Raw genomic sequence first — 18969 nt, forward strand, 5'->3', positions numbered from 1 at the left:
CCGGAAACAAGTGCACCGTGCCAAGCCGGGGGCGGGCGGGGGCGCGCGCAGCACGTGCACTGAGGAGCCCCGCAGCGAAGTATGCACCTGCGGAGTGCGGGTGGGGCGGCCTATCCTGAGCGGCATGCCGTCCGCTCATCATCTGGTCGCGTTTGCGATCACCGCGTTGGTCATCATCGTCGTGCCGGGCCCCAGTGTGCTGTTCATCGTCGGTCGCGCCTTGGCGGTCGGGCGGCGGGAGGCCGTGTTGACGATGGTGGGGAACACGCTCGGCGCCGCGATTCTGCTCGGGGCGGTGTCGCTCGGGCTGGGGACGTTGATCGCGGCGAGTGCGGTCGCGCTCACGGTGGTGAAGCTGGCGGGTGCGGCGTACCTGATCTATCTCGGCGTGCAGGCGTTCCGGTCGCGGAAGTCGCTGGTCGAGGCGATGCGGGGTACGGCGAAGCCGGGCACGACGCGGCGGACGATCCGGCAGGGGTTCCTGGTCGGGGTGACGAACGCGAAGACGGCGGTGTTCTTCGCGGCGGTGCTGCCGCAGTTCGTGGACAAGGGCGCGGCTGCGCCGGCGTGGGCTCAGATCCTGGTGCTCGGCACGATCTTCATCCTGATCGCGCTCTGCTCGGACAGCGTGTGGGCGGTCGTGGCCGGCACCGCGCGGGAGTGGTTCGCGCGGTCGCCGCGCCGGCTCGAGCTGGTCGGCGGCACCGGCGGGCTGATGATCATCGGCCTCGGCGCCAGCATCGCGGTCACCGGCTCGAAGGAATAGCCGTACGCCGTCCCGCCGGGACGCCGAGCAGTGCGAGCAGCGCCGGGAGACCGAACGCGACCAGGTACGCCGTCATCGCGGAGTGCGGCTCGAGCGCCGCGAACAACGACCCGCCGATCGCGAGGATCGTTGCGGTCGACAACGAGTCGCTGAGCTGCAGGGCCGAGCTGTTGGCGCCCTGCTCGTCGCGTTCGGAGTACTCCAGCACCAGCACGGACAGAGTCGGGAACACGGTCCCCATCCCGAGACCGGTCAGACTCCAGCCGAGGATGCCGACCAGCACCGGTACGTGCGGGTCGAGCGTCAGCGCCGCGGTCACGATGCCGAGCAGGATCGCGAGCATGCCCGCCTGCAGGAAGACCGCGTGTGAGAACGGCTGGTTCGGCCGGCCGCGGTACCACGACGCAGCGCTCCAGCTCAGCGCGCTGACCGTCAGGACGAGTCCGGCCAGCGCCGGCGACAGGCCGCGTTCGCGGGTGAGCATCAGCGGCAGGAACACCTCGGCGCCGAACCCGGCCGCCGCGACGAGCCCGCGCAGCGCGATCACCGACGGCAGCCCGCGCCCGAAGGCGAAGGTCCCGGACGGCAGCAGCCGCGGACCGAACGCGATCACCCCGGCCAGACCGATCGCCAGCAGTGCCAGCTGTACGGCGCCCCTCTGCTGCCCGCCGTAGTGCAGCAGGCCGACACCGACCGCGGCCGCGATCGCCCACAGCGCCCGCTTGTCCCACAGCTTCCCCTGCCGTACGTCGTACGCGCTGCCGCGGGCCAGGCCGGGACGCATCACGAGTGCGGCCGGGACCGCGATCACCGGGACGGCCAGGAAGACGAGCCGCCAACTGGTGTGTTCGACGATCAGCCCGGCGATCGCGGGCCCGACGAGCGACGGTACGACCCAGCCGGTCGCGAACGCGGCGAAGATCCGCGGGCGGAGACGCGCCGGGTACAGCTGCCCGACGACGACGTACAGCGCGACCGTGAGCAGGCCGGAGCCGAAGCCCTGGATGATCCGGCCCGCGACCAGGATCTCCATCGAGGGTGCCAGGCCGGCGATCAGCAGGCCGGCCAGGAACCACGCCGTACCGTGCCAGAGCGGACGGGTCGGGCCTTTCAGGTCGCTCCAGGTGCCGGAGACGACCATCGCGACCACGCCGGAGGCGAGCGGTCCGCCGAACGCGAGCGCGTACAGGCTGAGGCCGTCCAGCGCCTGCGCGACGGTCGGCATCGCGGTCGCGACCGCCAGGGACTCGAACGCGACCAGGGTGATCAGCGCGACCATCCCGACGGTCAGGGCGCGGTACCGCGGTGAAAGGACGCCGCCGGTCTCAACGGCCGGCTCGGCAGTGATGGTCATGACGACGACCATCGCTGCTCAAGTGCACTTTAAGTCAACTAGAGAATCGCGGCGAGCACGAGCGCGAGGATCGGCGGTACGGCCTGGGTCGCGGCGGCGCGCAGCATCTGCCGGTCGGAGGCGAGCAGGACGATGCCGGCGCCGGCCATGCACGCGCACGCGAAGAGTGCGATGGCGTGGCCCTTGTCGCCGCCCCAGATCAGGCCGCCGAGCGCACCGATGGCCAGGAACAGGTTGTAGAAGCCCTGGTTGAACGCCCACGGCCGGACCGCCTCCACCTCGGTGTCCTTCACCAGGAACCGGCGGTAGGTGCTGGGCTTGCGGAACAGCACGCTTTCCAGGGCGAACACGACCACGTGGAACACACCGGCCACGACCACGAAGACCTGCGCAGCGACGCTCATGGCGGGAAAGTACCCCTACGCCCGCCAATCCGTGGCGAAGGCGCGCGCTGGGTTGTTCCGGAACACGGCGTCCGCGACGTCAGCGCCGAAGTACCGTGTGATCCGCGGCCTGAGGTGGGTCAGCAGGTACGGCATCCCCGGCCCCTCGGCGGTCGACCGGGCGCGCGCCGTGGTGGTGTCACCCCCGAGCAGCAGGCGGTCCGCGTACCCGGCGTCGATCAGCGCGGCGAGGCACTCGGTCAGCCGCGGATCGGTCGCGTTGTTGGCCCGCGACGGCCCGTCGAACGCCAGCCACGCGCCGCGCTCCGCCAGCTCGAGATGCACACGATGATCGGGGAACCGGTTGAGGTGCCCGAGGATCACCGCACCCGGGTGCACGCCGAGCGTGTCGACGAGCAGATCGAGTACGGCGTCCGCGGCCGAACCGAGCTCGTGGTGGACGGCGATCGGCGCGTTCGTCGCGTGATGGGCCTCCGCCGCGGCCCGCATCACGAGCTCGGCGTGCGCGTCGAGTACGTGGAAGCCACCGGCCACCTTGATCAGCCCGGCCCGGACCGCGGTGTCGCCGATCCCGTCGGTCAGCTCGCGGACGAAGATCTCGGCCAGCTGGTCGCGGACCTTGTCGACGTACCCGTCCGGGTAGTGCTCGCGGCGGTGCAGGCCGGTCGCGGCGACGATCGAAACCCCGGTGGCGGTGGAGATCCCGGGCAGGAGGCCGGCCCGGCGGTCCAGCCCGTGCGGCGTCCATTGCACGATCGCCTGGCCGCCGGCGTCCGCGAACGCGCGCACCTCGGCGATCGCCGAGGCCTCGTCGTCCAGCTCCTGCCCCGGGATCATGGCCGACCGGAAGAACAGGTGGTCGTGCGAATCGGTCACGCCGAGCGCTTCCGGCACAAGGTCGTTCAGGACCGTACGGATCCGCATCATGGCCTCTCTGTCAGGTCACGGCACCAGCAGTGGAACCGTAACCCGACAGTCGGCTCGACCTCAGGCTGCCTGCTGTCCGGCAGGGCGACGACGCCCACGGCGAGAAGACCGACGGCCGGGACCGGCCGCCCGGCCGTTCCCCGCTCGCGTGCCCGCGGACTCCTTGGCCTGCGCAGCCTTGGCGGACGAGCGCTGGGCCGACTCCGGCTTGCGCGACGGCCGCCTGGTGGACTGCCGGGGACTCGGCTCCTGCTTGGCCGGTGGTTCGACGTACGTGCGTTCGCCGGGCGCCAGCTCGGACAGCAGCGCGTCGCCGGCGGCGAGCTTGGTGACCGTGGGGGCGATGCCGGCCTTGCGGGTCAGGTCGCGGACGTCGCGGACCTGCTCGTCGGTCATCAGCGTGACGACCGTGCCCTCGGCGCCGGCGCGGGCGGTCCGGCCCGAGCGGTGCAGGTACGCCTTGTGCTCGATCGGCGGGTCGGCGTGGATCACCAGCGTGACGCCGTCGACGTGGATCCCGCGCGCTGCGATGTCGGTCGCGACCAGGGTCCGCGCCGAGCCGTCCGCGAACGCCTCGAGGTTGCGGGTGCGGGCGCCCTGGGAGAGGTTGCCGTGCAGCTCGACAGCCGGCACGCCCTGGGCGATCAGCTTCTTCGTCAGCGCCTTGGCGCCGTACTTCGTCCTGGTGAACACCAGCGTGCGTCCCGGCGCCGCGGTCAGGTCGACGAGCACCGGCAGGCGCGTGTCGGGCTTCACGTGCAGGACGTGGTGCGTCATCCGCGCGACCGGCGACCGGGCCGAGTCCACGCTGTGCGTGACCGGGTCGGTCATGAAGCGCCGGACGAGTACGTCGACACCGGCGTCCAGCGTGGCGGAGAACAGCAGCCGCTGAGCTGTGGCCGGGGTGGCCTCGAGGATCCGGCGGACCGCGGGCAGGAACCCGAGATCGGCCATGTGGTCGGCCTCGTCGAGGACGGTGATCTCGACTGCGCCGAGCTTCGCGTGACCGGCCTGGACGTGGTCCTCGAGCCGTCCCGGACAGGCGACGACGATGTCGGCGCCCTTACGAAGGCCGTTGATCTGCGGGCCGTGGCCGACACCGCCGAAGATCGTCATCGAGCGCAGGCCGAGGGTCTCGGCGAGCGGGCTGATCGAGGCCTGGATCTGGGTCGCGAGCTCGCGGGTCGGGGCCAGGATCAGCGCCCGCGGGTGATTCGCGCGACGCTTCGTGTCACTGGCCGCGAGCCGCGCCAGGACCGGCAGGACGAACGCGTACGTCTTGCCGGAGCCGGTCCGGCCGCGACCGAGAACGTCCTTGCCGGCCAGTGAATCCGGCAACGTGGCCGCCTGGATCGGGAACGGCTCGGTCACACCGGCCGCGGCCAGAGCAGCGACCAGCCGGTCGGGGACGCCGAGCTCCGCGAACGTACGGTTGTCAGGGGCAACCGTCACCTCATCGTTGCTGACAGCAACTTCGACGTGACGATCGGCTCCGGCGGACTGGCTGCGTCCGGCGCTCGAACGGCGGCGACGCCGCGGTCGCGACTGCCCGTCGCGCGAGGTCTTCGCGGACCGGTCGCCGGAGGATTGCTGGGATTGATTGGGCGTGGTTGTAGACGTGGGGCGGCGGGCCGCCATAGAAGTACTCCAAAGATCGGGGGGTCGTCCTGCCCGGCGCGGCCGAGGGCCGCGGCGCGTGGTGGTCGACTGCTGGCGCACGGTAGTTGCGCTCACCGGCCCGAGGCAGAACTGGGCGGGCCGTCGGAACCAGTCTACGGCACCGACAGGCCGTTACTCGCGGGATGCTCCTCACACAGGCTAGGTTCGGCACGTGACGGAACAGTTCCGGGCGGCCCCACCCACGGTCGCCGACGAGCGTGCGCTCCTGCAGGGATTCCTCGACTTCCACCGCGGCACCCTGCTGTGGAAGCTCTCCGGGCTGACGGACGAACAACTCGTCCAGCGCGCCGTGGAGCCGGCCAGCCTGTCGTTGATCGGACTCGTGCGGCACCTGAGCGAGGTCGAGAAGTACTGGTTCCACCGTGCGCTGGCCGACCACGACTCGCCGCCGAAGTACTGGAGCCGCGAGTTCCCCGACGGCGACTTCGACCACGTCGATCCGGCGATCGTCGCGGAGGACCTCGAGGACTTCCGCCAGATCATCAAGACCTCGGACGCGCTGGCCGCGAACTACTCGCTGGACGACACGTTCCTGCGTCCGGGCCAGGAGCCGCCGCACTCGGTGCGCTACCTCTATCTGCACATGATCGAGGAGTACTCGCGCCACAACGGCCACGCGGACCTGCTCCGGCAGGCCATCGACGGCGCCACCGGCGAATAGCTAGGTCCTGATCGAGCGGATCAGGGCGACAACGTCGTTCGTGACGCCGCGGACGCCGGGGATGCGGGTCAGCCGCAGCAGGCGGTCCACCAGCGGGACCGCCCGGTCGACGAGGGCGCGCGTACGGCGGACGTCGTCGGTCTGGTCGTGCACCCAGAACAGGACCACGCCCATCTGCAGGAGCCAGAGGAGCTCGGGCAGCTCGGCCTTCAGGTCGGCCGGGAGCTTGAGATCGGACCCGTCGATCAGCCGGCGGAACACGTCGATACTCGCATCTCGCGCCGGTCGTGACTCGTCGCTGAACGGCGACAGCGGGCTGCGCGGATCGGCGGCGGTCTTGAAGAACGTGCCGGCGAACTCGTGGTACGGCGCGGCCACGTCCAGCCAGGCCCGCAGTACGCCGGCCAGCCGCGGCACGAACGCCTTCTCCGCGGCGAGGATCGGCTCGACCACCTCGCGGTGCTGGTCCTGCAGCAGGTCGTAGTACGCCTGCATCAGGTGATCCTTGGAGCCGTAGTAGTAGTACGCGTTTCCCACCGACACGCCCGCCTCGTTGGCGATCGCGCGCATCGTCGTCTTCCCGTACCCCTGCTCCCGGAACAACCGCAATGCGGTCGACAGGATCAGCTCACGCGTCTGCTCGCCCTTCGCGGTCGCACTGTCCGTCACACCCGTCAGCGTAATCACCTCCACTCACCCGCCGCAGTCCAGCCGCCGCCTGCACGATCGCCCGCGCGTGCGCCGACCCCGCCGCGACGAACCGCAGACGCACCACCCCGCCGTACCCGTCCGGCGCCGGCCGCTGCGCTGCCAGCCAGTCCTTGAACCGCCGGCACAGTCCGCAGCGGGCGTCGTACAGCACGGTCAGCTCACGCACCGGGCGGCCTTCAATAGCCGTACCGAGCGGCCTGCTCGGTCATCGTGAGCGGCTGGACGGTGTCGTTCGGCGGCACCGGCGGGCGGGTCATCGAGTCGAGCCGGCTGCGGGTGCGGATCTTGTTGAAGATCCACACGTTCGTCAGGTGCACGACGCCGAGCACCAGCATCACGATCCCCAGCTTCACGCTCAACTGCTCGAACACGCCGCTCGCGTCCAGGACCGGCCGCCCGCTGCGCAGGAACAGCGTCACGAACCCGAGGTTGATCAGATAGAACCCGACCACCAGCAGCCGGTTCACCGCGTCGGCGAACTCCGCGTTGCCGTGGAAGACGTCGACCAGGAAGATCCGCCCGTTGCGGCTCAGCGTGCGCGCCACCCAGATCGTCAGCGGCACCGCGATCAGCAGGTAGACCAGGTAGGTCGTCACCGTCATGTCCATCGTTCTCCCCACTTCTTGAACATGTTCAAATTGTCGATGCCCTGACCGTACGCCGCTGTTTTGAACATGTTCAAGTCGAGCGTCACGTGATCTGGATCTCGTCCGGGGCGAGAATGGCCCGCATGACGACCTGGGTCTTCGAAGGAACCGTGCTGCCCTCCGGCGACACCGCCCGCCTGACGTTCGGGCCGGCCGCGTCCGGCGAGCAGCTGCCCGGCAGGTACGCCGTACCGGGCCTGGTCGACTCGCACTGTCACCTGACGATGGCCCCCGGCGCGAACGGGCCGGTCCTGCGCGGCGCGGACTACGCCGACGAGCGGCTCGGCGAACTCGCCCGCGCCGGGGTGAGCGCGGTCCGCGATGTCGGCGGCAATCGGGACGTCACGCTCCGGCTCGCCCGGACCGCGGACGACGGCCGCCCACTCGTCCTCGCGGCCGGCCGGTTCCTCGCCCCGGACGGCCGCTACTTCCCGCAGGCGTACGAGCCGGTCGCGCCGGAGGATCTGCTCGCCGCGGTCGAGGCCGAGATCGCCGACGGCGCGACCTGGCTGAAGCTGGTCGGAGACTTCCCCGAGGTCGGCCCGGACGGCCCGATCCGCGGCAGCAAGGTGAGTCCGTCGTACGACGTCGACCTGGTCGCCGCGATGGTCGAGCTGGCCCACGCGCGGAACGCCCGGGTCGCCGCGCACGTGAACACCGACCACGTCAGCGAGCTGATCCGGGTAGGCATCGATTCAGTCGAGCACGGTACGGCGCTCACCGAGCAGGATCTGCAGGCGCTCGGCGCCCGCGGCGGCGCGTGGACGCCGACGCTCTGTGCCTCGGTCGGGCCGAGCCCGGACGAGACCCCGGAGCGCAAGGCCCGCCGCGAGGAGCGATCGGCATACCTCGCGTCGATCCTGCCGCTGGCCGAACGGTACGGCGTGCGCGTGCTGACCGGATCGGACGTGGTCGGCACGGTCGCCGGCGAGATCGACCTGCTCGTCAAGCACGGGCTAACCGTGGAGCAGGCGCTCACCGCGGCCTCCACCGGCGCGCAGGACTTCCTCGGTCTGACCGGCGCCGGCAACCTCGTCACGTACGACGCCGACCCGCGCGAGCACCCCGGCGTACTGGCACGACCCGCGGCCGTGGTCCTGAACGGCAGGCGGATCGGATGAAGGAGAAGGACCTCGACCGCTGGGTCGAGAAGTACCGGAAGGCGTGGGAGAGCAACGATCCCAAGGACATCGCCGCGCTGTGGACCGAGGACGCCGCCTGGTACCGGCGGCCGGACGAGGCGCCGGTGACCGGCCGGGAGGCGATCATCGCGGCGTGGCTGGAGGTCTCCGACGCCCCGGGCGAGACGACCTTCGAGTACGAGGTGCTCGGCTTCGGGGACGGCGTCGGCTTCGTCCGCGGCTGGACGACGTACCTGACGAATCCGCCGGGCGAGTTCAGCAACCTCTGGGTGATCCGGCTGGAGAAGGACCGCGCGTTCGAGTTCACCGAGTGGTGGATGGAGAAGCCGCGCTGAGCTACGCTGCCGGGTAGGCGCTTCAGGGCGCCACCGGTCCGCGGGAAGGGCTCAGCCCACCTGAGAATCAAGGCGTAGTACCGCTTGACCTCCTTTCTCGCCTGACGATGCGGACAGCAGGCTCGTAGAGAGGAGGTCGGCGATGCCGACCCGGAATCTTCCGAACGACCCGCACCTCGACCATCTGCGCGGTCAGGCCAAGACCCTGCTCAAACAGGTCCGCGCCGGTGACAGCGCCGCGGTCGCACTGGCCGCCGAGTTCCATCCCGTGCGGACGCTGGCGGACGCCCAACTGGTGATCGCTCGCAGCTACGGGTTCCCCAGCTGGCCGCGGATCGTGCGACACCTCGAACTCGTCGACCGCTACAGCCGCTCGCCCCACCGGCAGCCGGTCGGCGGCCCGCTGGACACGCCCGCGGAGCGTGCCGACGAGTTCCTCCGGCTCGCGACACTGCACTACGGGGAAGACGATCCGGCCCGGCAACGATCCGCCCACGACCTTCTCGAGCGCTACCCGGAGATTGCCCAGAGCAACATCCATACACAGGTGGTGGCCGGCGACCTGGACGGGATCGACTTCAGCCAGGCGAGCTCGGAAGGCGGGCCGTACGGCTGGGAGCCGCTTCTCTACCTCACTTACAGCCGTCTCGACTCGCCGAACCAGGTCGAGATCGCCCGGCTCCTGCTCGAGCACGGTGCCGACCCGAACGCCGGCTACCTGTGGCAGGGCCTGCCGTCACCGTTCACCGCGCTCACCGGCGTCTTCGGCCGCGGTGAGGGCGACCAGCCGCCGCACCGGCATCGCGTCGAGTTGGCTCGGCTCCTGCTCGACGCGGGCGCCGACCCGAACGACAGCCAGACGATGTACAACTGCGGCCCCGGGTGTCCCCCGCCGTACGACGACGTACACCTGGAGCTCCTGCTGGAGTACGGGCTGGGGCGCGGCGACGGTGGCCCGTGGCACGCTCGGCTGACCGCTGCACACCCGACCCCGCGGCAACTGCTCGAGGACGAACTGGTCTTCGCGTCGTGGGCCGGCCTGACCCACCGGGCCGAGCTGGTACTTGCCCAGGGCACCGATCCGGAGGGCGTCGGAACCCGGCATCCGGTCTTCGGCGGACATCGACCGTACGAACTGGCCGCCGTCCAGGGCCATACCGAGATCGCCGACCTGCTCCGGGCGAGGGGCGCGGCGCCGCTGGACGAGATCCACCAGGTGTACGCCGCCGCGATGCGCGGTGAGCTGCCCGACGTCGATCCCGGGCTCGCGGCCCGCGCGGTGGCCCGGACACCGCAGCTGCCCGTTCGCGCCGCCGAGGTCGGTCGTGCCGTGGCGATGGAACCGTTGCAGCGACTGGGATTCGACCTCAGCCGGATCTCCGGCGGTGCCGCGCCGATCCACCGGGCTGCGCTCAACGGCCACCTGGAGACGGTCCGGAAACTCGTCGAACTCGGCGCCGACCCGACTCTGCGAGATCCGAACTACAACGGCGACGCTCTGAGCTGGGCCGAGCACAGTCACCAGCAATCGGTGATCGACTACCTCAGGGGCTTACAGCGAGGAACAGAAACGCACTGAACACGGCGAGGTGAACGGCGCCCTGCAACAGCGTCGCCCGGCCGGTCGAGAGGGTGAACAGCCCGGTCACGACGGTCAACGCGAACAGCACCATCTCCTTGCCGCCGAGCCCGAGGACGAGCGGGCCGCTCAGCCAGATCGAGGCGACGGCGATCGCGGGGATGGTCAGGCCGATGCTGGCGAGCGCTGACCCGAGCGCCAGATTGACGCTGGTCTGGAGACGGTTGCGCAGTGCGGCACGCACGGCGGCAACCGTCTCCGGCAGCAGGACGAGCAGCGCGATCACCACACCGACGACGGCCAGCGGCGCGCCGGCCGACTCCACCGCGGACTCGAGCCTCGGCGACACGGTCTTGGCCAGCCCGACCACCGAGATCAAGCAGACGAACAGCAACCCGAGGCTCAGCAGCGCGGTCTTCCCGCTCGGCGCGGCCGCGTGATGGTCCTCGTCCTCGTCGACCGCGCCGTCCGCCCCCACCGGCAGGAAGTAGTCGCGGTGCCGGATGGTCTGGATGAACACGAACACGCCGTACAGCACCAACGACGTCACGCCCGCGAACGCCAGCTGCGCCGAACTGAACTGCGGCCCTTCCGCGCTCGTCGTGAACGTCGGCAGCACCAGACTCAACGTCACCAGGGCGGTCGTCACCGACAGCGCGGAGTACGACGCCTGCACCCGGAACTCCTGCACGCGGTGCCGTAGCGAGCCGACGACCAGCGCCAGCCCGAGGATCCCGTTGCAGGTGATCATGACCGCGGCGAACACCGTGTCACGGGCCAGTGACGCGGCCTTGTCGCCGCCGGACGCCATCAGCGTGACGATCAGCGCGACCTCGATGATCGTCACCGCGAGCGCGAGGATCAGCGTGCCGAACGGCTCCCCGACCCGGTGCGCGACGACCTCGGCGTGGTGCACGGCGGCGATCACGGCGGCGCCGAGACCGAGACAGACCAGGATCAGCAAGACCGCGCCGAGGTTGCGGTGCCAGGTCCCGATCAGGTCGACGAAGGCGAGCAGCGGCACGGCCAGCGTCCAGCGCGGCAGACCTTGGGTCACGGATTTTCTCATCCTCAGACAGCCTATCGGGAATCCCCTTGGCATCCGGCGCGTCACGGGTGATGCTTCTCCCAATATGACTGTTGACATCAGGGAAGCGACCGCTGACGACTGGCCGGCCATCTGGCCGTTCTTCCGGGAGATCGTCACCGCGCGCGAGACCTATACCTACGATCCGGACCTCACCGAGGAGCAGGCCCGCGCACTCTGGATGTCGCCGTCCAGCTCGCCGTTGGCCCGGACAACGGTCGCGGTCGATGCCGACGGCACCGTTCTCGGCAGCGCCAACATGTACCCGAACCGCCCGGGTCCCGGCGCCCACGTCGCCAGCGCCAGCTTCATGGTCGACGGCAAGGCCCGCGGCAAGGGCGTCGGCCGGTTGCTCTGCGAGGACATGATCGCCTGGGCCGGCCGGTCCGGGTTCCGGTCGATCCAGTTCAACGCGGTCGTCGAGACGAACGAGCCCGCCGTCCATCTGTGGCAGTCCCTCGGCTTCCGGATCGCCGGCACCGTCCCAGAAGCCTTCGACCACCCCAAACTCGGGTACGTCGGCCTGCACGTCATGTACCGCCCCCTCCCATGACAAGGGCCCGCCGGATGTGGAAGGCGCTCGAGCCGTACCACGCGATCACGTACTTCGCGCCCGAGACGCGGAAGGCGACCGACGCGCTCGGGCTGAAGGGCGGATGGATGAGCTACTTCGGCTGCCGCTCGGCGCCCCTCGGCGCGGTCGGGCCGGAGTTCGTGGCCGCGGTGTTCTACAACTTCCACCCTGCGATGGTCGCGCGCTCACTCCCGGACGCCTGGAGCTACGCCACGCCGGCCCAGCTCCTCGACGTCCGGCTGACGGCGGTGGACGCCGCCGTACGGCGGTTGTTCCTGGACGGGTCGTTCGACCGGGCGGCCGAGCTCGGGCGACGCGCGGCCGAGCTCGCTCCGATCGCCGGCCGGCCGATCGCGGCCGCCAACGCGGCGCTGGACTGGCCGGACGAGCCGCATCTGGTGCTGTGGCAGGCGACCACGATCCTGCGCGAATCACGCGGCGACGGGCACGTGGCGACACTCGTCGCCGCCGGCCTCACTCCGTGTCAGGCCCTGGTGACGATCTCGGCGGCGGGCGGCCCCTCGAAGGAGGTCTTCCAGTTCAACCGCCGCTGGAGCGACGACGAGTGGGCGGCCGCCTCGGACGACCTCCGAAGCCGGGGACTGCTGGACGCCGACGGGGCTCTCACCGAACGCGGCCGGGCGCTGCGGCAGCAGGTCGAAGACACCACAGACTCGTTGGCCGACCAGGGGTGGCAGGCACTCGGCGACGAACTGACCACCGAGCTGCACGACCTCGTCCGTCCGCTGAGCGCGATCCTGATGTCGGACGGCCTGATCCCCGCCGACAACCCGATGGCCCTGCGCTGGGACTGACCTCTACGAGGTCCGAAGGCCCGCGTCGGCCGCCCGGAGGACCGCGGCGGTGAGCGCGTCGAGGATGCCGGACTCGAGTTTCCAGTGCTGCCAGTACAGCGGCACGTCGATGTACTTGCCCGGGGCGACCTCCACCAGCCGGCCGGCGGCCAACTCGGGGCCGGCCACCTGATCCTCGATCATTCCCCAGCCGAGCCCGATCCGCACGGCCTCGTGGAACGGCGCGGACGCCGGGATCGCGTGCGACGGCGGATCCAGTGTGCGCCGGGTCACCTTGCGGACCAGCCGGTGCTGCAGGACGTCCTTCTCGTTGAACACCACCATCGGCGCGTCGGCCAGCGCCTCCGGCAGCGGCTTGCCGTGCAGCCAGCGTTCGGCGTACTCCGGGGTGGCGAGCGGGAGATAGCGCATCTTCCCGAGCCGGACGACGCGGCAGCCCTGGACCGGTCGGGGATCCGCCGTCACCGCGGCCAGGACCGTCCCGTTGCGGAGGTACTGTGCCGAGTGTTCCTCGTCCTCCTGGTGGACCAGGAAGCGAGCGTTGTGCGTGCGGGACAGGTCGAGCATCGCGGGCAGGAACCAGTTGTTGAGCGAGTCCGCGTTCACCGCGATCGGGATCCGCTGCGCGTCGATCGTGCCGCGGACGGCGGCGATCGCCTCCAGCTCGAGCAGCGAGACCTGACGGGCGAGTCGCAGCAGCGCGGCGCCCGCCGCGGTCGCCCGGGCCGGCCGGCCGCGCATCACCACGACCTGACCGAGCCGGCTCTCCAACGCCTTGATCCGCTGACTGACCGCGGACGGCGTGACGCGCAACCGCCGCGCGGCGGCGTCGAAGCTGCCCTCGTCGACGACGGCCACGAACGTCTCGAGCTGTGCGGAGTCGAATTGCATGATGAAGCAATTCTAAAGGTGCATCAGAATCTTTAGCTGGCTTGCAGCAGGTCGGCTGCTTACGGTCGAAGACATGCCCCTCCTCGCCGGTTTCGCCACGGCACTGTCGCTGATCGTCGCGATCGGCGCCCAGAACGCGTTCGTCCTGCGTCAAGGACTCCGCCGCGAACACGTCCTTCCGGTGGTGCTGACCTGTGCGCTCTCGGACGCGTTGCTGATCTCCAGCGGCATCCTCGGCCTCGGCGCACTCCTGACCCGTTACCAGCTGGCCCTCGACATCGCCAAGTTCGGCGGTGCCGCTTTCCTTTACACGTATGCGTTCCTGGCCGCCAAACGTGCCCTCAGGCCCGGCTCGATCACTCCCGCCGACCACGCCCCCGCCGCCCTGCGCAGCGTCGTACTGACGTGTCTGGCCTTCACCTACCTGAATCCGCACGTCTACCTGGACACGGTCGTCGTGCTCGGCTCGCTGGCCAACCAGCGAGGCGCCGACGGCCGCTGGCTCTACGGCCTCGGCGCCGTCACCGCCAGCTTCACCTGGTTCTTCTCCCTGGGCTTCTTCTCCCGCAGGCTGTCCGCCCTCTTCGCCCGCCCCCGGGCCTGGCAACTCCTCGACTCCACGATCGCCCTCCTGATGACCACGCTCGCCACCTGGATGCTCCTGTCCTGATCACACAATGGGGCGGTGGACGTGACTGTGCTGTGTGACGCGGTGGCGGTTTTCCCCGAAGAGGTTTCGACGGCGTTGCCGGAGTGGGGCGAAGAGGCGGCTGCTTGGACCGGGCTGGTGATGCCGGGGAACGTTCGTGACGGTGCGTGGCTCCTGCATTTCCACAGCTATCTCGTGGTCGAGGACGCCGGAGTGGTGCTGGTTGACGCGGGGGTCGGGCCGGCGGGCGGGGAAGCGGCTGAATGGCTGGGGGTCGCCGGCCGACTGCCCGGGCTGCTGGCGCAGGTCGGTGTGGAGGCGGCGGATGTGGATGCGGTCGTGTTGACGCATGTGCATCTGGATCACGTGGGGTGGGCGTCCGACGGGGTGCGGGCAGGGTTCCCCCGGGCGGAGTACGTCGTCCAGCGGGCCGAGCTCGAGCACGTGCGCGGCGGATCGACGTACTCGAACCGGATCAGGCCGCTCGAGGAGGCGGGGCAGCTACGCGTGGTGGACGGTGAGGTCGCGCTACGGGGGATGCGACTGGTGCCGACACCGGGGCACACGCCTGGGCATCAGTCGGTCGTGACGGAGCGGGCGATCCTCGGCGGTGACGTGCTGGTACACCCGGCGCAGGCGCAGTGGCCGGAGCTGACGTACGTGTACGAGCGCGACCCGGCCGTGGCCATCACCTCACGCCACGAGCTCCTCACCCTGGCAGCCGCAACAGGCGTCCCGATCGCGGCCGCACACCCGCACGCACCACTGTCGGTCGATCCGGTACGGGCCATGCCCGTCCCGACCGCGGGCTACGACGTCTGCCCGCCACACAAGCTCTGACGGGCCATTTCGACAGGACGTGTCCGGCTGGAGGTAGTGCACCTGAGCGTAGATTCGCCTCCGCGTACAGCGTCTCAGGGGTGCACTACCTGTTCTTCGGTCCCGGTCTAGCGGTAGCCGGTCGTGTCGGCGGGCTTGCCGGCGTTCTCGACCTCGACGATGTAGCGCCACGCGTCGGGCCGGCTGCCGTCGAGGTCGGTGAAGCCGTAGATCCGGGCGAGCTCGCCGCTCGACGTCGACTTGCCGTTCCAGCGCCGTACGTCGGGGTCCGTCGCCAGCGCCGCCACCGCGCGGCCGACGTACGACGGGCTCTCGGAGATCGCGAAGTGCGGGATCCGCTCGGTCGCGTCCCGCCAGTTCTCCTCGCGGACGCCGAATCCTTCGAGCATCGCCTCCGACCGCAGCCAGCCGGGTGTCAGCAGGACGGCGGTCGCCTCGTACTTGTCCAGCTCGTGCGCCAAGGCGAACGCGACCCGGCTGACCGCGCCTTTCGCGACGTCGTAGAAGAACGAGACCCGATAGTTGTCCGCGTTGAACTCGTCGGTGCCGTCGGTCATCTCGATCACCAGGCCACCGGGTGACTTGATCAGCAACGGCAGCGCGTAGTGGCTGGTGATCACATGCGTGTGCACGCCAAGCTGCAACAACCGGAGACCGCCGTCGAGGTCGCTCTCCCAGACCGTCTTGTCCCACTCGGGCTCGCCGTTCTGACCCCAGATGTCGTTCACCAGGATGTGCAGCGCGCCCTGCTCCCGCTCGATCCGCTCGACGAGCTCACGGACCTGCACCGGATCCAGATGATCCATCGGTACGGCGATGCCGCGGCCGCCGGCCTTGTCGACCAGCTCCGCGGTTTCCTCGATCGTCTCGGGGCGGCCCATCTCGGACCGCCGCTCCCGCGTGCTCCGCCCGGTCACGTACACGGTCGCGCCGGCCGCACCGAGCTCGACCGCGATCCCCCGTCCGGCTGCCCGGGTCGCCCCGGTCACCAGCGCCACCTTCCCCGCCAACGGCTGCATGCCGCCCTCCTTATCCATACGTTGTACGATTATGTACCCTACGGCGTATGGTTAACGACGGCAAGCGCTCCGGACGGCCGCGCGCCGGGGAGGAGCGGCTGAGCCGGGAGGCGATCCTGACCGCCGCGCTGCGGATCGTCGACGACGACGGCATCGACGCGCTGACCATGCGGCGGCTCGCGGCCACGCTGCAGGTCAACCCGATGTCGCTGTACCACCACCTGCCGAACAAGGCCGCCGTCCTGGCCGGCCTCGCGGAGCTGGTGTTCGCCGGCCTGGAACTCCCGGATCCGGGCGACACCGTGCCGTGGGACGAGCAACTGAAGGTGGCTGCCCGCGCCTACCGCGACGGTCTGCGGCAGCACCCGAATCTCGCGCTGCAGGTGCTGGCCGACACGTCCGCGGTGTCGGACGTCGTCGTGGTCACGATGGAGCCGTTCTACCGGGCTCTCGACCGGGCCGGTCTCGCGCCGCGCGAGATCTTCGAGGCCGCGAACACGCTGATCGATTTCATCCACGGCTTCAGCCTCGGCGAGGCGTCCGTCCGGGCGGAGACCTTCGAGCTCGCCCCCGACCTGCTGACCCGCGTCCGCGCGCTGCCCGCGGACAAGGCCCCGACCCTGGCCCGGATCGTCAACGAGCTCGGCGAGGACGGGCTCGCCTACGACTTCGACAGCGGCTTCGAATCGGGGCTGTCCACCTTGGTCGCCGGCCTCCGCCGGTAGCGCGAGATCGCGACCCCACCGAGGCACAGCAGGCCTCCGGCGTAAGCCAGCAGTACCGGGCTCTCACCGAGAAGCAGCCAGCCGAGGAAGATCGTGATCGGCGGCACGAGGTACGTCGTGGCGCCCATCCGGCCGGCCGTCGTCCGGGCGAGCGCGTAAGCCCAGGTGGTGAACGCGATCGCGGTCGGAAACGCACCGAGGAACACCACCCACCACACGGTGGACGGGCGTGCGTCGGACACCTCGCGCAGCAGCGTCGGCCCGAACGGCAGGCAGGCGACGGCGCCGATCACGCAGGACAACCAGGTCACCTCGAGTGCGGGCAGACGCCCCAGCAACGGCTTCTGTGCCACAACACCGATCGCGTACGCCGCCGCGGCCACCACACAGAGCATCACGCCCCAGGCATCGGCGCCGCCGTGCGAGGACGACAGGCCGATCACCACCACTCCGCCGAACGCGACCAGACTGCCGATCACCAACTGGCGCGGGAATCCCTCACCCAGCACCATCCCGGCCAGCAGGGCGATCAGCAGCGGCCCGGTGTTCACCAGCATCGACGTGGTCCCGGCGTCGAGGTGCCGCTCGGCCGCGTTCAGCGCGACGTTGTAGCCCCCGAACCAGAGCAGCCCGCAGACCAGCAGGTACTTCCAGTCCGCCCGAGCCGGCCATCGGCGCGGCCGGCTGAAGACGAAGATCCCGAGCAGCACGCTGCCGATCAGCAGCCGGCCCAGCGACAGGGCGCCCGCCGAGATCTCCTCACCGACGTGCCGGATCGCGACGAACGCCGATGCCCACAACACCACCGTCACCGCGGCCGCACCGGCGGCGAGCGCACCCTGTTTCCTCATACGTGTGGAACGTCCTCGAAGCCCATGATGTGAGGCTAGGTGTCACTCACTTCGGCGCTGACCGAACTGCGCGGCGCCGGCAGCGTGAACGGTACGACGAACGCCGTCAGCAGCACCGGGATCGTCAACGCCGCCACGAGGACCGACATCGTGAACCACAGCGATCCGAGCGCGAATCCGCCGTACACCGCGATCGCGGAGACCTCCGCGAACAGGCCGGACACCGACGTCACGGTCGCCCGCGCCGGGCCGGTAATCGCATCCTGCAACCGCGACTCGGACACCACGATCACCAGCTGCATGACGCCGTACCCGATCGCGATCGGCAGGAAGCCCCACGCGGATCCGCTCAGCGAACCGGTCGCGATCAGCACCGCCGTCGCCGCCAGACCGGCCGCGAAGGTTGCTGCTGGCAACTTGTAGGCCGGTCCGGCGAGCGCGCCGCCGATCGCCTGCGCGGCAACGGTTCCGGCGATCAGCAACGGGATCACGCCGGTCGCAGCCCCGATCTCGCGGGCGAGCAGCGGGAAGTACTCGTCGAACGCCAGGAACCCGCCGAGCAGCGCGACCAGAAGAACCGCCCGCCGCACCAGTCGACTCGTGAGCACCTCGGCCACACCGGACTTCAACATGGCCAGGTAAGCGGCGAACGCTGCCCGGGCACCAGGTTCGTCCGACTCCCGCGCAGCCTCGACCGCGCGCGCCTCGGGCAACGACCACGCGACGGCGGCCTGGGTCAGGCAGCTCAGCACGCTCACCACCCCGGCCAGGGCGTATCCGCCGAGGTCGAACAGTGGTGTCGCCAGCGCGGTCGCCGCCAGGTTCATCACGAACGACGCGGAGCGCGCGCGGCCGAGCAGCGTCGGGAAGTGCTCGGTGCGGTCCCGCGCCGCCAGCTCGTCGTACACGAACGCCTCGTAGGTGCCCGAGATCAGCGCGGACGACGTTCCCCAGAGCACGAAGCCGAGCGCGAAGCCGGCGTACGACGGCAGCGAGACCCACGCGGCGTACCCGACAGCGCTGAGCAAGGCGCCGAGGATCAGCAGCTTGCGCCGCGAATACGTGTCGGCCCAGGCGCCGGACGGCACCTCGAGCACGAATCCGGTCGCCGACCAGATGACGAACAGCGTCGAGATCTGGGCAGCCGACAGCCCGTGGTCGGCGAACAGCAGCTGATACAGCGGGTAGAGCGGGATGAAGTCCTGCAACGCCTCGAAGGCGATGATCCGGAGCGACAACCCTCGATCGGTGCGTCAACGCGGGGGGCTCATAGATCCGAAGATACGGCAAAAATGGCGCGCGGATCACCCGA

22 protein-coding genes are annotated in these 18969 nt (G+C 70.2%); 10 read left to right on the forward strand and 12 right to left on the reverse strand.

The window, feature by feature from the left end:
* Positions 1–124 precede the first annotated feature (124 nt).
* A complete protein-coding gene (locus AB0L64_RS00670) occupies positions 125–766 on the forward strand; it encodes a LysE family translocator (protein ID WP_363706291.1) in 642 nt (213 codons plus the stop codon).
* Here the strand turns inward: AB0L64_RS00670 and AB0L64_RS00675 are convergent.
* From AB0L64_RS00675 to AB0L64_RS00690, 4 genes are read right to left on the reverse strand one after another with little or no spacing between them, the layout of a single operon-like run.
* Complete coding sequence (locus AB0L64_RS00675; protein ID WP_363706293.1) at positions 747–2120, reverse strand: MFS transporter; 1374 nt, start codon at positions 2118–2120, stop codon at positions 747–749. The two genes, AB0L64_RS00670 and AB0L64_RS00675, sit on opposite strands and share 20 nt — an antisense overlap.
* 38 nt (positions 2121–2158) lie before the next feature.
* The gene (locus AB0L64_RS00680; RefSeq protein ID WP_363706295.1) at positions 2159–2524 is read right to left on the reverse strand and encodes a DUF1304 domain-containing protein; all 366 of its coding nucleotides are present in this window, start codon (positions 2522–2524) and stop codon (positions 2159–2161) included.
* A gap of 15 nt (positions 2525–2539) precedes the next feature.
* Positions 2540–3451 carry a hypothetical protein gene (locus AB0L64_RS00685; RefSeq protein WP_363706297.1) on the reverse strand — a complete coding sequence of 304 codons (912 nt, stop codon included), beginning with the start codon at positions 3449–3451 and terminating at the stop codon, positions 2540–2542.
* A 60-nt stretch (positions 3452–3511) separates the two neighbouring features.
* Complete coding sequence (locus AB0L64_RS00690; protein WP_363706299.1) at positions 3512–4903, reverse strand: DEAD/DEAH box helicase; 1392 nt, start codon at positions 4901–4903, stop codon at positions 3512–3514.
* Positions 4904–5282: 379 nt separating this feature from the next.
* On the opposite strand from AB0L64_RS00690, the gene AB0L64_RS00695 reads away from it, so the two are divergent.
* On the forward strand, positions 5283–5792 hold the full coding sequence (locus AB0L64_RS00695) for a DinB family protein (protein ID WP_363706301.1): 510 nt from the start codon (positions 5283–5285) through the stop codon (positions 5790–5792).
* Here AB0L64_RS00695 and AB0L64_RS00700 read toward each other — a convergent pair whose 3' ends face one another.
* From AB0L64_RS00700 to AB0L64_RS00710, 3 genes are read right to left on the reverse strand one after another with little or no spacing between them, the layout of a single operon-like run.
* Complete coding sequence (locus tag AB0L64_RS00700; protein ID WP_363706303.1) at positions 5793–6461, reverse strand: TetR family transcriptional regulator; 669 nt, start codon at positions 6459–6461, stop codon at positions 5793–5795. It lies immediately after the preceding gene.
* Entirely contained in the window at positions 6421–6669 is a 249-nt protein-coding gene (locus AB0L64_RS00705; RefSeq protein ID WP_363706305.1) for a hypothetical protein, read from the reverse strand. Before AB0L64_RS00705 ends, AB0L64_RS00700 begins: the two co-directional genes overlap by 41 nt.
* Positions 6670–6679: 10 nt before the next feature.
* The gene (locus tag AB0L64_RS00710; RefSeq protein WP_363706307.1) at positions 6680–7105 is read right to left on the reverse strand and encodes a hypothetical protein; all 426 of its coding nucleotides are present in this window, start codon (positions 7103–7105) and stop codon (positions 6680–6682) included.
* Between the two features lie 128 nt (positions 7106–7233).
* On the opposite strand from AB0L64_RS00710, the gene AB0L64_RS00715 reads away from it, so the two are divergent.
* The 3 genes from AB0L64_RS00715 (at position 7234) to AB0L64_RS00725 (ending at position 10206) form a co-directional block, all read left to right on the forward strand.
* On the forward strand, positions 7234–8271 hold the full coding sequence (locus tag AB0L64_RS00715) for an amidohydrolase family protein (RefSeq protein WP_363706309.1): 1038 nt from the start codon (positions 7234–7236) through the stop codon (positions 8269–8271).
* The gene (locus AB0L64_RS00720) at positions 8268–8627 is read left to right on the forward strand and encodes a nuclear transport factor 2 family protein (RefSeq protein WP_363706311.1); all 360 of its coding nucleotides are present in this window, start codon (positions 8268–8270) and stop codon (positions 8625–8627) included. The genes AB0L64_RS00715 and AB0L64_RS00720 overlap by 4 nt, the downstream gene beginning before the upstream one ends.
* 142 nt (positions 8628–8769) lie before the next feature.
* Positions 8770–10206, forward strand: coding sequence for an ankyrin repeat domain-containing protein (locus AB0L64_RS00725; protein WP_363706313.1), 1437 nt, complete (start codon positions 8770–8772; stop codon positions 10204–10206).
* Here AB0L64_RS00725 and AB0L64_RS00730 read toward each other — a convergent pair.
* Positions 10172–11275 carry an ionic transporter y4hA gene (locus AB0L64_RS00730; RefSeq protein ID WP_363706316.1) on the reverse strand — a complete coding sequence of 368 codons (1104 nt, stop codon included), beginning with the start codon at positions 11273–11275 and terminating at the stop codon, positions 10172–10174. The genes AB0L64_RS00725 and AB0L64_RS00730 overlap by 35 nt on opposite strands.
* Before the next feature lie 64 nt (positions 11276–11339).
* Between AB0L64_RS00730 and AB0L64_RS00735 the strand changes: the two genes are divergently transcribed.
* Entirely contained in the window at positions 11340–11846 is a 507-nt protein-coding gene (locus AB0L64_RS00735) for a GNAT family N-acetyltransferase (protein ID WP_359935938.1), read from the forward strand.
* Complete coding sequence (locus AB0L64_RS00740) at positions 11843–12682, forward strand: hypothetical protein (RefSeq protein WP_363706318.1); 840 nt, start codon at positions 11843–11845, stop codon at positions 12680–12682. The genes AB0L64_RS00735 and AB0L64_RS00740 overlap by 4 nt, the downstream gene beginning before the upstream one ends.
* A 3-nt stretch (positions 12683–12685) precedes the next feature.
* Here the strand turns inward: AB0L64_RS00740 and AB0L64_RS00745 are convergent, their stop codons facing one another.
* Complete coding sequence (locus AB0L64_RS00745; protein WP_363706320.1) at positions 12686–13573, reverse strand: LysR family transcriptional regulator ArgP; 888 nt, start codon at positions 13571–13573, stop codon at positions 12686–12688.
* A gap of 73 nt (positions 13574–13646) precedes the next feature.
* On the opposite strand from AB0L64_RS00745, the gene AB0L64_RS00750 reads away from it, so the two are divergent.
* Both AB0L64_RS00750 and AB0L64_RS00755 read left to right on the forward strand, forming a co-directional pair.
* Positions 13647–14243 (forward strand): LysE/ArgO family amino acid transporter, encoded by a 597-nt coding sequence (locus AB0L64_RS00750; protein WP_363706322.1) that lies wholly within the window; start codon positions 13647–13649, stop codon positions 14241–14243.
* 15 nt (positions 14244–14258) lie between these two features.
* Positions 14259–15062 (forward strand): MBL fold metallo-hydrolase, encoded by an 804-nt coding sequence (locus AB0L64_RS00755; protein ID WP_363706324.1) that lies wholly within the window; start codon positions 14259–14261, stop codon positions 15060–15062.
* 107 nt (positions 15063–15169) lie between these two features.
* Here AB0L64_RS00755 and AB0L64_RS00760 read toward each other — a convergent pair whose 3' ends face one another.
* On the reverse strand, positions 15170–16081 hold the full coding sequence (locus AB0L64_RS00760) for an SDR family oxidoreductase (protein ID WP_363706326.1): 912 nt from the start codon (positions 16079–16081) through the stop codon (positions 15170–15172).
* Positions 16082–16128: 47 nt separating this feature from the next.
* Between AB0L64_RS00760 and AB0L64_RS00765 the strand changes: the two genes are divergently transcribed.
* Entirely contained in the window at positions 16129–16806 is a 678-nt protein-coding gene (locus AB0L64_RS00765) for a TetR/AcrR family transcriptional regulator C-terminal domain-containing protein (RefSeq protein ID WP_363706328.1), read from the forward strand.
* Here AB0L64_RS00765 and AB0L64_RS00770 read toward each other — a convergent pair.
* Both AB0L64_RS00770 and AB0L64_RS00775 read right to left on the reverse strand, forming a co-directional pair.
* Positions 16743–17657: a DMT family transporter gene (locus AB0L64_RS00770; RefSeq protein WP_363706330.1), complete on the reverse strand. Its 915-nt coding sequence runs from the start codon at positions 17655–17657 to the stop codon at positions 16743–16745. The two genes, AB0L64_RS00765 and AB0L64_RS00770, sit on opposite strands and share 64 nt — an antisense overlap.
* 35 nt (positions 17658–17692) lie before the next feature.
* On the reverse strand, positions 17693–18895 hold the full coding sequence (locus tag AB0L64_RS00775) for an MFS transporter (RefSeq protein ID WP_363706332.1): 1203 nt from the start codon (positions 18893–18895) through the stop codon (positions 17693–17695).
* Between the last annotated feature and the right edge of the window lie 74 nt (positions 18896–18969).

This window comes from Kribbella sp. NPDC051936, assembly GCF_040680955.1.
GTDB lineage: Bacteria > Actinomycetota > Actinomycetes > Propionibacteriales > Kribbellaceae > Kribbella.

Coding starts and splice junctions, on each gene's coding strand:
- AB0L64_RS00670 (WP_363706291.1), top strand. CDS start 125: ATGCCGTCCGCTCATCATCTGGTCGCGTTTGCGATCACCGCGTTGGTC.
- AB0L64_RS00675 (WP_363706293.1), bottom strand. CDS start 2,120: ATGACCATCACTGCCGAGCCGGCCGTTGAGACCGGCGGCGTCCTTTCA.
- AB0L64_RS00680 (WP_363706295.1), bottom strand. CDS start 2,524: ATGAGCGTCGCTGCGCAGGTCTTCGTGGTCGTGGCCGGTGTGTTCCAC.
- AB0L64_RS00685 (WP_363706297.1), bottom strand. CDS start 3,451: ATGATGCGGATCCGTACGGTCCTGAACGACCTTGTGCCGGAAGCGCTC.
- AB0L64_RS00710 (WP_363706307.1), bottom strand. CDS start 7,105: ATGACGGTGACGACCTACCTGGTCTACCTGCTGATCGCGGTGCCGCTG.
- AB0L64_RS00715 (WP_363706309.1), top strand. CDS start 7,234: ATGACGACCTGGGTCTTCGAAGGAACCGTGCTGCCCTCCGGCGACACC.
- AB0L64_RS00720 (WP_363706311.1), top strand. CDS start 8,268: ATGAAGGAGAAGGACCTCGACCGCTGGGTCGAGAAGTACCGGAAGGCG.
- AB0L64_RS00725 (WP_363706313.1), top strand. CDS start 8,770: ATGCCGACCCGGAATCTTCCGAACGACCCGCACCTCGACCATCTGCGC.
- AB0L64_RS00730 (WP_363706316.1), bottom strand. CDS start 11,275: ATGAGAAAATCCGTGACCCAAGGTCTGCCGCGCTGGACGCTGGCCGTG.
- AB0L64_RS00735 (WP_359935938.1), top strand. CDS start 11,340: ATGACTGTTGACATCAGGGAAGCGACCGCTGACGACTGGCCGGCCATC.
- AB0L64_RS00740 (WP_363706318.1), top strand. CDS start 11,843: ATGACAAGGGCCCGCCGGATGTGGAAGGCGCTCGAGCCGTACCACGCG.
- AB0L64_RS00745 (WP_363706320.1), bottom strand. CDS start 13,573: ATGCAATTCGACTCCGCACAGCTCGAGACGTTCGTGGCCGTCGTCGAC.
- AB0L64_RS00750 (WP_363706322.1), top strand. CDS start 13,647: ATGCCCCTCCTCGCCGGTTTCGCCACGGCACTGTCGCTGATCGTCGCG.
- AB0L64_RS00760 (WP_363706326.1), bottom strand. CDS start 16,081: ATGCAGCCGTTGGCGGGGAAGGTGGCGCTGGTGACCGGGGCGACCCGG.
- AB0L64_RS00765 (WP_363706328.1), top strand. CDS start 16,129: ATGGTTAACGACGGCAAGCGCTCCGGACGGCCGCGCGCCGGGGAGGAG.
- AB0L64_RS00770 (WP_363706330.1), bottom strand. CDS start 17,657: ATGAGGAAACAGGGTGCGCTCGCCGCCGGTGCGGCCGCGGTGACGGTG.